The sequence below is a fragment of the Sphingomonas sp. 35-24ZXX genome, from assembly GCF_000786215.1.
GTDB lineage: Bacteria > Pseudomonadota > Alphaproteobacteria > Sphingomonadales > Sphingomonadaceae > Blastomonas.
In genome coordinates this window covers 1179279-1192049 of sequence record NZ_JROG01000003.1, presented here as the reverse complement: position 1 = coordinate 1192049, position 12771 = coordinate 1179279, and the positions used below count along the sequence as shown (strand labels likewise).

Genomic DNA, 12771 nt, shown 5'->3' with positions numbered 1-12771 from the left:
CACAAGGAATTCGATATGTCCGAAGTGCAAACCCTCGCCGACGATGGCGTCCTTATCATCACCATCAACCGGCCCGAGGCCAAGAATGCCGTCAACCGTGCGGTGGCCGAAGGAATTGCCGCCGCGATGGAAGAGCTCGATGCCAACGATGCCCTGCGCGTCGGAATCATCAAGGGGGCGGGCGGTACGTTCTGCTCGGGCATGGACCTCAAGGCCTTCCTGACCGGCGAACTGCCGATGGTGAAGGGCAAGGGTTTCGCAGGCTTTGTGGAGTCCCCGCCGAAGAAGCCGCTGATCGCTGCAGTCGATGGCTATGCGCTCGCGGGCGGCATGGAAGTGGCGATTACCTGCGACCTGCTGGTCGCCAACTCCAAGGCACAGTTCGGCATCCCCGAGACCAAGCGCGGCCTGGCCGCCGCTGCGGGCGGGCTGATGCGCCTGCCGCGCCAGATCCCGCCGCGCATCGCGATGGAACTGGCGCTCACCGGCGATATCATCTCGGCGCAGCGCGGCTACGAGATCGGCTTCGTCAACCGCGTGGTCGAAGGCCCGGCGATCGATGGCGCGCTCGAACTGGCGCACAAGATCAGTGCTAACGGCCCGCTCGCGGTGCGCGTCTCCAAGCAGGTGCTCGTCGAATCGCGCGGCTGGAGCGACGAGGAGATGTGGGCGAAGCAGCAGGAGATCGTCGGCCCCGTGATGACCTCGCAGGATGCGCGCGAAGGCGCCGCCGCCTTCGCGCAGAAGCGCGCGCCCAACTGGACCGGCAAATAAACAGCTGAGCCCAAAGGCCAACTTGCAATTGCGGAAAATCGGCGCACAACACCATCAGGGTCGCACCTGACTGGAGTTGTGCATCGATGATGCTTCTGCCCGCGCTGCTGCTGACCACCCCGTTTCCTGCGCCCTGTCCTGACCGCACGCTCAACGCCACTGAACTGTGCGCCAACGCAGAGATCGCGGCGCGCTGGGCCGATGTCGAGGTGGCACTGAAGGCCTGGGACAAGGTCGATCCGCGCAAGGCGACGATCGCCGAACGCCGCGACGAGGCGCTGGCCGATCTGCGCCGGGGCTTCGAATATTCGCCCGAGGATAGCCCGCAACAGGCCAATCCCGATGTCATCATCGAGAGCCTTGGCTATGTGAAGGCCGAGATCGACGGGCTGGCGAAGATCGCAGCCTCGATCCGCACCCCGCAGGAGCTGGGGCGCAACCTCGCCGGGACCTGCATGGTCGGCGCGGTCGAGATGTGCGTCGTCCGGTCCGCCGGGTTCCTCAACGGTGGCGATGAGCGCGGCACGCGGCAGATCGCGTGGCAATATGTCAGCGGGCTGGACCAGGGCGGCGGCATCCCGCTGCGCATGACCATCGCCTGGGACATCAGCGGGGCGAAGCCGGCGCTGATCGGCTACACCAGCACCGAGGGCGAGGCCGAGCCGCCGCGGCTGGTCGACAATGGCGAGGACATCATCCTGCATTTCCCTGCGCGCACCGCCGGCACCGGCGAGGGCAATGCCGACAGCCTGTTCCTCTATCGCACCGGGGCCTGGGTCAATATCGGCATGAACAGCTGGAAGGACGAACTGCGCACCCGCCTGCCCGAGGGCATGGGGCTGTGGAAGGGCGTCGATTACGATTATTACGGCCTCAGCAGCTATTTCCCGATCTGGCGCGACAGCGACGCCAATTGCTGCGCCACCGGCGGCAATGCCTATGCGGTGTTCAAGATCGTTGATGACCGGCTGCGTATCGACACGCTCGACTTCACTCCTGACCCGGCGGTGCAGGTCAAGCCCTTGTCGTGCCCGATCCTCAAGGCCAGCTACCGCTCGCCCTGGCCGACGCGCTTCACGCTGCACTTCGAAAAGCCCGCGCTGCCACCCAGCGCGCAGTCGGACATGGTCGCGGTGCTCGAGCAGACCGACGAGGACGATAAGCTGATCTTCCGCAAGTATTTCAGCTTTGCAGGCTCCAACGGCTTCGGATCGACGACGCTGATCCCGGTCAATGGGCTGGGCGATGCGCAGAACCCGCCGGAGATGCTGCCCGAGGAAGAAGGCGAGGAGTCGCTGTATTTCCACGCCTTCATCGGCGAACCGAACGGGATGAAATACGTCTCCACCCCGCCGCTGCTTGACAGCCCCGCGCCGCTGGGCGTGTTCATGCCCGATCTTGCGCGCGCGCTCTGGTACGATGGCATTGCAGACCCCAAGGGCGGCCCGCCGATCCGCGTCGAGATGCCGCGCGATATGTGGATGGGGGAGTGTGCGGAATAGGGGGGCTGCTATTGGGGCAGGGGGTTGGTGGTGCTGTTGGCGGGAAATGGGTGGAAAACTGCCGGTTACCTAGCTCGCATTGCCAAATATTTCTCGGCACCAAACCATGTCAGGATTACGTAGCCAAGCGGTGTTCTCAGGCGTCTCAAACTTGGCAAGCTGAGCCATGTCAACGCCGTATCGGCGACAGAATCCGATGATCTCCGCCATATCGTCGTCCGTCGGCAGTCGATTGAAGTTGATGAACAAATCTCTGACCTGCCCATAGTATTCCTCAACGAAGGCCATCCTATCTAGCCACTCAAAAAAGGCACGCTCGTCGGCTTCATGATAATAAAGGATATTAGTCGCAACGATCTGTAGAGAGTGGGGCATCGTTCCTTACTGCCATTTAAGATAGCATCACGCAACGTCCGCTATGGGGTCGCTTCCAGACCGTAAGGTTTTTTGCTGAACGCTTGAAATGCCACCACCCCCCCCCCCCCCCCCCCCCCCCCCCCCCCCCCCCCCCCCCCCCCCCCCCCCCCCCCCCCCCCCCCCCCCCCCCCCCCCCCCCCCCCCCCCCCCCCCCCCCCCCCCCCCCCCCCCCCCCCCCCCCCCCCCCCCCCCCCCCCCCCCCCCCCCCCCCCCCCCCCCCCCCCCCCCCCCCCCCCCCCCCCCCCCCCCCCCCCCCCCCCCCCCCCCCCCCCCCCCCCCCCCCCCCCCCCCCCCCCCCCCCCCCCCCCCCCCCCCCCCCCCCCCCCCCCCCCCCCCCCCCCCCCCCCCCCCCCCCCCCCCCCCCCCCCCCCCCCCCCCCCCCCCCCCCCCCCCCCCCCCCCCCCCCCCCCCCCCCCCCCCCCCCCCCCCCCCCCCCCCCCCCCCCCCCCCCCCCCCCCCCCCCCCCCCCCCCCCCCCCCCCCCCCCCCCCCCCCCCCCCCCCCCCCCCCCCCCCCCCCCCCCCCCCCCCCCCCCCCCCCCCCCCCCCCCCCCCCCCCCCCCCCCCCCCCCCCCCCCCCCCCCCCCCCCCCCCCCCCCCCCCCCCCCCCCCCCCCCCCCCCCCCCCCCCCCCCCCCCCCCCCCCCCCCCCCCCCCCCCCCCCCCCCCCCCCCCCCCCCCCCCCCCCCCCCCCCCCCCCCCCCCCCCCCCCCCCCCCCCCCCCCCCCCCCCCCCCTTCCGCTCAGCCTGAGCTTGTCGAAGGCCCCGCTATGCGGCCAGCGTGGGCGCGGGTCCTTCGACTTCGCGGGCTGAAGCCCGCGGCTCAGAGCCTGCCCTGAACTTGTTTCAGGGATGAGCGGAGGTGGGTCAGCCGCGCTTCTCTCTCCCCTCCCGCAGGCGGGAGGGGCAGGTCCGGCTTGCCGGACCGGGGTGGGCCTGAAACAGCACCCGGCTTGCCGGACCGGGGTGGGCAGGAACAGCACCCGGCTTGCCGGACCAGGGTAGGCGAAGCGTACGAACGGTCGCTGGCCCACCCCGGCCTTCGGCCACCCCTCCCGCAGGCGGGAGGGGAGAGGCGTTGCGCTGTCTCTCGACGCACCCCACCCCCCACGCGCTAGTTGTTGCGCCGCAGCAAGGCTTGAGCTATGGGCGCGGCGAGAGTGGCGTGCCGGGGATCGGTGTGCCCCGACAATCCCCTGACACAGGCTATCTTTCATGTCCCTTCGCAATATCGCCATCATCGCGCACGTCGATCATGGCAAGACCACCCTTGTTGACCAGCTTTTCCGCCAGTCGGGCACCTTCCGCGACAACCAGCGCGTCGAAGAACGCGCGATGGATTCGAACGATCTCGAAAAAGAGCGCGGCATCACCATTCTGGCCAAGTGCACCTCGATCGAATGGGACGACCAGCAGGGCAACCTGACCCGCGTCAACATCGTCGATACCCCGGGCCACGCCGACTTCGGCGGCGAAGTGGAGCGCATCCTCTCGATGGTCGACGGCGTGATCCTTCTGGTCGACGCAGCCGAAGGCGCGATGCCGCAGACCAAGTTCGTCACCGGAAAGGCGCTGGCGCTGGGCCTCAAGCCCATCGTCGTCGTCAACAAGATCGACCGTCCCGACGGCCGCCCGCAGGAAGTGCTCGACGAAGTGTTCGACCTCTTCGTCAGCCTCGAAGCCAATGACGAGCAGCTCGATTTCCCGGTGCTCTTCGCCTCGGGCCGCAACGGCTATTGCGGCGATTCGCCCGATGTCCGCGAAGGCACGCTGGAGCCGCTGTTCAAGAAGATCGTCGAGCATGTGCCCGCGCCGTCGGCGGACCCCGATGGTCCGTTCAAGTTCCTCGTGACTTTGCTCGACCGCGACAACTTCCTCGGCCGCATCCTGACCGGTCTGGTGTTCTCGGGCTCGGTCAAGACCAACCAGCAGATCCATGCGCTCGATCCCGAAGGCGCGATCGTCGAGACCGGCCGTGCATCCAAGATCATGGCGTTCCGTGGTCTTGAGCGCGTTCCGGTGGATGTCGCCAACGCCGGCGACATCATCTCGATCGCGGGCCTGACCACCGCGACCGTTGCCAACACCATCTGCGAGCCTTCGGTCACCGAGCCACTGCACGCGCAGCCGATCGATCCGCCGACGCTGTCGATGCGCTTTGCGGTGAACGACAGCCCGTTTGCGGGTCGCGAGGGCACCAAGGTGACCAGCCGCATGATCCGCGATCGCCTGATGCGCGAAGCCGAATCGAACGTCGCGATCAAGATCACCGAATCGGCCGACAAGGACAGCTTCGAGGTCGCCGGTCGCGGCGAACTGCAGCTGGGCGTGCTGATCGAGACGATGCGCCGCGAAGGCTTCGAGCTCGGCATCTCGCGTCCGCGCGTGCTGTTCGGCGAAGACGAAAGCGGTGCGCGTACCGAGCCTTATGAAACCGTCGTCATCGATGTGGACGACGAGCATTCGGGCACGGTCGTCGAGAAGATGGCGCAGCGCAAGGCCGAGATGACCGACATGCGTCCCTCGGGCGGCGGCAAGACCCGCATCACCTTCAGCGCACCGTCGCGTGGCCTGATCGGCTATCACGGCGAGTTCCTGTCGGACACGCGCGGCACCGGCATCATGAACCGGTTGTTCGAAAAGTACGGACCGTACAAGGGCCAGATCACCGGGCGTCAGCTCGGCGTGCTGATCTCGAACGGCACCGGCGACACCGTGGGCTATGCGCTCAACGCGCTGGAAGATCGCGGCGTGCTGTTCCTCGGCTCGGGCGTGCCGGTCTATGAAGGCATGATCATCGGCGAAAATGCCAAGCCCGATGACCTTGAAGTCAACCCGATGAAGTCGAAGCAGCTGACGAACTTCCGTTCGACCGGCAAGGACGACGCCATCCGCCTCACGCCGCCGCGTCTGATGAGCCTGGAACAGGCCATTGCGTACATCGACGACGATGAAATGGTCGAAGTGACGCCCAAGAACATCCGCCTGCGCAAGCGCTTCCTCGATCCGAACGAGCGCAAGAAGCAGAGCCGGAAGAAGGAAGCGGCGTAAGCTTCTTTTCCCGCGAAGACATCATGGGGCCGGTGCAGCAATGCATCGGCCCTTTTTTCGTGATGCCGCAGGCCGCGCATGCCGATTGTTGACAATCTTTGCCAAAGCGCCATGCTCTCATCCAGAGGTGAACCATGGCAACGATGAACGTGTCCCTGCCGGCTGCAATGAAATCCTGGGTGGAAGGGCAGGCCCAGACGGGGCGCTACAGCAATGCGAGCGACTATGTCCGCGATCTGATCCGCCGCGATCAGGAACGTGCCGACAAGATTGCCGCGATGCAGCGGCTGGTCGATGAAGCCGAGGCCGGCGGGGCCGGTTCGCTCACGGTGGAACAGATTTTCGACGAGGCCATTGGGCGCAGCAAGACCGGCTGATGCCGGGCTACAGGCTGTCAAAGGCTGCGGAACGGGACCTTGCCGCCATTGCCCGCTACACCGTCGAAACCCATGGCGTTGATCAGGCCATGGCCTATCGCGATGGTCTGATCCTCGCATTCGAATTTCTGGCCGAGTTTCCACGCGCCGCGCGGGAACGGCCCGAACTTCGGCATGGCACACGGGTAAATCCATGCCAGGCGCACCTGATCGCATACCGGATCGATGGCGAGGGCATATTTGTGCAGCGTGTCCGCCATGGCAGCGAAGACAGGATCAATCATTGATCGCGTCCAAGGACCTCCATCCTGGCAAGCGCTTTTTCGACCCGAACGAGTTCAAGAAGCAGAGCCGGAAGAAGGAAGCGGCTTAGGGCTGGCATTGATCCAATGACGCCGGTATCATTTCCTTGATCATCCACAGAAAGGACTCGCATTTCATTTTCTTTGCCAACTATAACGTAGGTAAAGGGGTGATGAGTGGCGGCAGCGACTAACTGGACACGCTGGGTTACAGCACTTTCTGGCAAGCTCTCCGTCATGTTGGGAGGGGGGCTTGTGTCCGTGCAAACCGCACGCTCCAGTATTCCCAAGCCACCGGACAACCCTGGGTGGACAGATATTGGTCTCTGGATCGTCAGTGGTTCTGACCTGTTTTCTCTGATTGCCGCAATTGCCGCCGGACTCGGATTTGCGGCATCAGTGTTCCAGCTTTTTGGCCCAAAGCCCTATTCGGAAGCGCGGGGCAAGGCGGATCGCGTTCACCAGAACAAATCGTTTTCCGCCTTGGACGATCGGGTCCAGCAGCGCTTCGACGGCATAGAAGACCAGCTTAAACAGATTGCCGAGCAGTTTGCCCGAAATGAAGCCGTTTCGGACGCCAGTGCGCGGGCCTTTGTCGCAACCGTGGAGCAGCTTGCCGCCTCGCCAGATGAAGCCGACATTGTGATCGCCGAGCAGGCGGTCGGCGGTCATCCGATTGCTGCGGCAGAGGCGCTGCTGGCCGAGGTAAACGTGGGCAAGATCCGAGATGCGCGGCGAGCGAAGCAGGCGGCCCGCCTCTTGGCGCCATATGCGCTGGGCCGGGCGATGGAGGCCTATCAAACAGCGGTGGAACTTGATCCATCGGATGTCTGGGCCTGGATCGAACTTGGTCGCCTGCGTGCCAACTATGAAGGACTGGTAGCCGCGCGCACCTGCTTTGAAATCGCCGTGCAACAGGCTGTCGATGAACGCGATCGCGGTGTTCTGCATAACGAATTCGGGAACATCCTGCTGATCGAAGGTGCTCTTGGCGAGGCAAGGTCTGAATTTGAAGCGGCACTTGCGATAGCCGAGCGTCTTGCGTCGCAGGAGCCTAGCAATGCGGAGTGGCAGCGTGACCTGTCGGTGAGCTATGATCGGCTGGGCGATGTCGAGGTTGCGGCGGGCAATCTGTCAGCGGCGCGGGATCGCTTTGCCCCCGGGCTTGCGATCAGAGAGCGTCTTGCGTCGCAGGAGCCTGGCAATGCCGGGTGGCAGCATGACCTGTCGGTGAGCTATGACCGGCTGGGCGATGTCGAGGTTGCGGCGGGCAATCTGTCAGCGGCTCGGGATCGCTTTTCCTCCGGGCTTGCGATCAGAGAGCGTCTTGCGTCGCAGGAGCCTGGCAATGCCGATTGGCAGCGTGACCTGTGGGGGGCAAACGGCAAGCTGGGTCAACTGGCGGAAGCCGAGGGGGACACGGCGAGCGCCTTGAACCATTACCGCGCCGCCGAGCGCGTTATGGCGACGCTTGCGGTGCGCTGGCCCGACCATCCGGGGTTTGCCCGCGACCTTGCGACGGTGCAGCGGTCGATTGCCGGATTGCAACCGCCCGCCTCATTCTAACCCCTCCTACCGCCCCAGCAGGATCCGCGCCTGGCTGGCGATCTGGGCGAGCATCGCCACGCTGGGCGCGGCGTCCATCCTTGCCCTGTCGACCAGGGTGCGGAACTGCTTGATCCGTGGCAGGTTGGCCTCGGTCCATTGGGTGACGAACGCCTGCGGGTCGCCGCCCGGGCCGCGGGCGAGGAAGTCGAGGCGCATCTGTTGGAAGTCGCGGGCCAGGCCCGAGACCAGCAGCCGTTCCCACGGATCGCTGGGCGACATGCGCGCCGCGGTCATCTGCGTCCAGTCGAGCCCCAGGGTCGCGCCCAGATCGGCAAACGCCTGGGTCAGCGGCAGCGGTCCGGTGCCGCTGTGGCTGGCAAGGTTGGCAAGGCCCGCCGCGCCGTCGAGCCCGGTCAGCCGCACGATATGCGCAGCATGGGTGGGCTGTGCTCCCATCGCGGTCAGATCCTGTGCCTGGCGCGCCGCCTGCAACCGGGCCTCGGCGTTGAGCAGATCGTCCATGCCCGCGATCAGCGCATCGACACCGGGCTTGAGCGCGGCGACGATCGCGCCGGGCATCAGGCCGTCGGCACTGGCGCGCAGCACGTCGGCGATGTGCACGCGCACGATGTTGGCGGTGGCATCGAACAGCATCAGCCGGACCTGCTCGTCCATCTGCGCATGGTCGAACTCCGCCCAGATCGCGGGCAGGGCAAACAGCCGCTCGGCCGCGATGAAGGCGCAGGCGACATCGCCCAGAGTGCAGCCTTCCTCTTCCGCCAGCTCGAACGGATGGATCAGGCCCAACCGGTTGATCATGCGGTTGGCAAGCTTGGTGGCGATGATCTCGCCGCGCAGCTGGTGCTGCATCAGCACATCGCCATAGGCCTCGCGCATCTGCGGCGGGAAGGCGGCGAGCAGCTCGGGCCGCATCGTCGGATCATCGGCAAGCGGGATGCGCTCGATCGCATCCTGCAGCGTCAGCTTGGCGGTCGACAGCAGCACGGCCAGCTCGGGCCGGGTGAGGCCATGGCCCTCCTGCGCGCGGCGCTTGAACGTGGCGTTGTCCGCCAGCCCCTCGACCTTGCGGTCGAGCCGGCCCTGTTCCTCGAAATTCTCGATCAGACGGAGGTACGAGGGCAGGGCAGCGACGCCCGCGCGCTCGGCAATCGAAAGACCCAGCGCCTGCAGGCGGTTGTCTTCGAGCACCAGCGTCGAGACGTCATCGGTCATCGAGGCCAGCAACGCGTTGCGCGAAGGCTCGTCGAGCATGCCTGCGCGCATCACCGCATCGAGACCGATCTTGATGTTGACCTCGTTGTCCGAGCAATCGACGCCAGCGGAGTTGTCGATGAAGTCGGTGTTGATCCGCCCGCCCAGCATCGAGAAGGCGATGCGCGCCGCCTGGGTGACGCCCAGGTTGGCGCCTTCGCCCACCACCTTGCAGCGCAGCTGTTCGGCGTTGATGCGCAGCGGGTCGTTGGAGGGGTCGCCCACGTCGATATTGTTCTCCGACGCAGCCTTGATGTACGTGCCGATGCCGCCGAACCACAACAGGTCGACCTCAGCTCGCAGGATCGCGGAAATGAGCGCTGCCGGTTCGATCTCGTCCATGTCGAGACCGAGCATCGCCTTGACCTCGGCCGACAGCGGGATCGCCTTCATCGAGCGCGCGAACACGCCGCCGCCCTTCGAGATCAGCGCCTTGTCGTAATCGTCCCAGCTGGAACGGGGCAGCGCGAACATGCGGCTGCGCTCTTCCCAGCTCTTGGCAGCATCGGGATCGGGGTCGAGGAAGATGTGGCGGTGGTCGAACGCGGCGACCAGCTTGATCGCCTTCGACAGCAGCATGCCGTTGCCGAACACGTCGCCCGACATGTCGCCGCAGCCGGCGACGCGCACAGGGTCGTTCTGCACATCGACGCCCATTTCGGCAAAGTGCCGCTGCACCGAGACCCAGCCGCCCTTGGCGGTGATCCCCATCGCCTTGTGGTCATAGCCCTGGCTGCCGCCTGAGGCGAATGCATCGCCCAGCCAGAAGTTGAACTCGGCCGCGATGCCATTGGCGGTGTCGGAGAAGGTGGCGGTGCCCTTGTCGGCGGCAACCACGAAATACGGGTCCTCGCCATCATGCACCACGACGCTGTCGGGGTGGACGACCTTGCCGTCGACGATGTTGTCGGTGATCGACAGCAGGGTGCGGATGAAGGTCTTGTAGGCATCCTTGCCGCCGTTGAGCCAGCCTTCGCGGTCGGCTGCGGGATCGGGCAGCTGCTTGGGGAAGAAACCGCCCTTCGCGCCGGTCGGCACGATCACCGCGTTCTTCACGCGCTGTGCCTTCATCAGGCCGAGCACCTCGGTGCGGAAGTCGTCACGCCGGTCGGACCAGCGCAGGCCGCCACGCGCGACAGGTCCTGCGCGCAGATGGATGCCTTCGACCTGCGGCGAATAGACGAACATCTCGCGCCAGGGGAGCGGCGCGGGCAGGCCCGGCACCTTGGCGCTGTCGATCTTCATCACCATCGCCAGCGAAGCGGCGGGCGCAAAGGCGTTGGTGCGCAAGATGGCCATCACCAGCGCGCGGAACATGCGCAGCAGGCGGTCGTCATCGATCGCCGAAACCTGGGTCAGCCCGCTGTTGATGGCGGCCAGATTGGCTTGTGTCGCCGCTTCGCGGTCTCCGGTGAACGCCGGGTCGTGCCGCGCGATGAACATGGCGACCAGAGCATGCGCAACGCCCGGTGCGTCGTGCAGCGCATCGACCACGGTGCCGATGCCGTAAGGCAGGCCGGCCTGGCGCAGATACCGGTACCAGGCGCGCAGCCAGATCACCGCGCGCTGTTCGAGCCCGGTGGCGGCGATCAGGCGGTTGAACGGATCGTTCTCTGCCTTGCCTTCCAGCGTGCCCGAAATCGCGGCCTCGATCGCACCCGCGCGCAGCATCAGCGCTTCGGTATCGCCCTGGCCGCGCAAGTGCAGCAGGAAATCGTGGATATGGCCGCTGTCATCCCTGCCAAGCTGGGTCGGAACCTCTTCGAGAACGTCGAAACCGAAATTCTCGAGCGCGGGCACGGTTTCCGACAACGGAATTGCGCCCGTAAGGCTGTAGAGCTTCAGCCGCATGTGCTGGGCATCGTCGTCGGCGCGGCGGTAGAGCCGCGCGGCATGCCGGTCCGGACTGTCGAGATCGCGCAGGCGCAGGATATCGAGCGCCGCCTCGCGCGGCCCGCAATCGCTGCGATAGGCCATCGGGAATTGCGGGGCGTAGCGGCTGGCCAGCGCCGGCGCGCGGCTGTCTTCACCCAGCGCGATCAGCGCCTCTTCGACCGAAGGCTCCCAGCCGCGGACCATCGCGCGCAGCGCCGCATCGAGCGCTGAGTCGTCGACCATGCTGCCGCCGTCGCGCAGATCGAGCACATAGCGCAGCAGCGCGATTTCCCCGTCCTCCAGCGAGATCGACCAGCTCAGCGTCTTGCCGCCCGATGCTTCGGTGAGCATCCGTTCGATCGCGACGCGGCGTCCGGTGGATACCTCGTCGCGCGGCAGCCAGGCAAAGACGAACAGATGGCGCTTCAGCGAAGACTGGACGGTGACCAGCTTCGAGCGGGGGCGATCGGCGAGCGACATCGCGGTCAGCGCGACCCGCTCCAGATTTTCCAGGCTGAACGCGATCAGCAGATCGTGCGGCAGCGCGGTCAGCGCGTGCGACAGCGCCTTGCCGGCATGGCCGTTGGGGGCAAAGCCGAACTTGTCCATCAGGATCTTGAGATGCGCGCGCAGCACCGGCACGCGCTCGGGGGCCGCAGCCAGGGCAGCGCTGGTCCAGATGCCGCCATGCACGGAGAGCGCGGCGACGCGGCCATCCTCCCAGATCGGCAGGATGACGAGGTCCAGCGGCGCGCGGCGATGGACGGTCGAGATGAAATTGGACTTGATGATCAGCGGCGATGCCTTGCCGCTTTCGAACCAGGCGAAGGCCTGTTCGAACGAATGCGCGGCAAGCAGCTGGCGGTCGCTGCCGCCCATCCGCGCCAGCCCCAGCGCGCCTTCGGTCGCTCCATCGCGGCGATAGCGCAGATACGCCAGCTGCGTCATGTTGCGGTCGAGGAACCAGCGCAACAGCGCCGCGCCCTCGCCATCGGTCATCGCGGCGGCATCGGCCTGCATCGCGGCCTGCAGCATCGGCCAGTCGGTGACGGCCGCGCGGACATCGGCCATCGCTGCCAGCAGCGCTGCTTCCAGCGCCTTGCGCTGGCGCGCATCGGCACGCTCGACCTCCAGATACACCACGGACTCGCGGCGCTCGCCGGGGGCCTCGTCGGTATAGATCTCGTTGAGCAGCCCGTCGGCATCGCGGCGCAGCGCCACCACCGGGTGGATCACGCGGTCGATCGCAAGCCCGAAGCGGGAGATCGTTGCAGCGATAGAGTCGACCAGAAACGGCATGTCATCGTTGATGATCGCCAGCCGCATGTGCCGGTGGCCGGCCTGTCCCGGGATGGATTCGATCAGCAGCACGGTATCGACCGAGGGGCGGCGAGCCATCGCCTTGAGCGCGAATTCCGCAGCCTCGGTGCGCGCGGCTTCGTCGAAGCCTTCGTTCTCGCCGGGCAGGGCGCCCCTGAAAAAGGCTTCGCTGAGCACGGCGCGCAAGCGGTCGTGCAACTGCGGGTCGGCAAAGGGGGTGGAGGTGGAAGTTACGCTGGACGGGGCGTCTGCATCAGACGCTGCATTCGGGGTGTCGGCCATCTGTTCCTCTTGCCCCTTGTGCGCGCTGAATTGGCGCATCTCTATGGGGTCTGC

General features: G+C 66.5%; 8 protein-coding genes. 6 read left to right on the top strand and 2 right to left on the bottom strand.

Annotated features, from left to right (window positions below):
• The first annotated feature begins 15 nt into the window (after positions 1-15).
• The 5 genes from LI72_RS08065 (at position 16) to LI72_RS19530 (ending at position 6405) form a co-directional block, all read left to right on the top strand.
• Complete coding sequence (locus LI72_RS08065; RefSeq protein ID WP_033925177.1) at positions 16-774, top strand: crotonase/enoyl-CoA hydratase family protein; 759 nt, start codon at positions 16-18, stop codon at positions 772-774.
• An 86-nt stretch (positions 775-860) separates the two neighbouring features.
• Positions 861-2276: a hypothetical protein gene (locus LI72_RS08060; RefSeq protein WP_033925176.1), complete on the top strand. Its 1416-nt coding sequence runs from the start codon at positions 861-863 to the stop codon at positions 2274-2276.
• Between the two features lie 1629 nt (positions 2277-3905).
• The gene (gene typA / locus LI72_RS08045) at positions 3906-5741 is read left to right on the top strand and encodes a translational GTPase TypA (protein WP_033925174.1); all 1836 of its coding nucleotides are present in this window, start codon (positions 3906-3908) and stop codon (positions 5739-5741) included.
• Positions 5742-5875: 134 nt separating this feature from the next.
• On the top strand, positions 5876-6118 hold the full coding sequence (locus LI72_RS08040; protein WP_033925173.1) for a type II toxin-antitoxin system ParD family antitoxin: 243 nt from the start codon (positions 5876-5878) through the stop codon (positions 6116-6118).
• The gene (locus LI72_RS19530) at positions 6118-6405 is read left to right on the top strand and encodes a type II toxin-antitoxin system RelE/ParE family toxin (protein WP_081984719.1); all 288 of its coding nucleotides are present in this window, start codon (positions 6118-6120) and stop codon (positions 6403-6405) included. Before LI72_RS08040 ends, LI72_RS19530 begins: the two co-directional genes overlap by 1 nt.
• Here the strand turns inward: LI72_RS19530 and LI72_RS20005 are convergent.
• Positions 6399-6659 carry a hypothetical protein gene (locus tag LI72_RS20005; protein WP_156139531.1) on the bottom strand — a complete coding sequence of 87 codons (261 nt, stop codon included), beginning with the start codon at positions 6657-6659 and terminating at the stop codon, positions 6399-6401. The two genes, LI72_RS19530 and LI72_RS20005, sit on opposite strands and share 7 nt — an antisense overlap.
• A gap of 16 nt (positions 6660-6675) precedes the next feature.
• On the opposite strand from LI72_RS20005, the gene LI72_RS19005 reads away from it, so the two are divergent.
• Positions 6676-7986 (top strand): tetratricopeptide repeat protein, encoded by a 1311-nt coding sequence (locus LI72_RS19005; RefSeq protein ID WP_156139530.1) that lies wholly within the window; start codon positions 6676-6678, stop codon positions 7984-7986.
• A gap of 6 nt (positions 7987-7992) precedes the next feature.
• Here the strand turns inward: LI72_RS19005 and LI72_RS08025 are convergent, their stop codons facing one another.
• A complete protein-coding gene (locus tag LI72_RS08025) occupies positions 7993-12717 on the bottom strand; it encodes an NAD-glutamate dehydrogenase (protein ID WP_231562400.1) in 4725 nt (1574 codons plus the stop codon).
• Positions 12718-12771 lie beyond the last annotated feature (54 nt).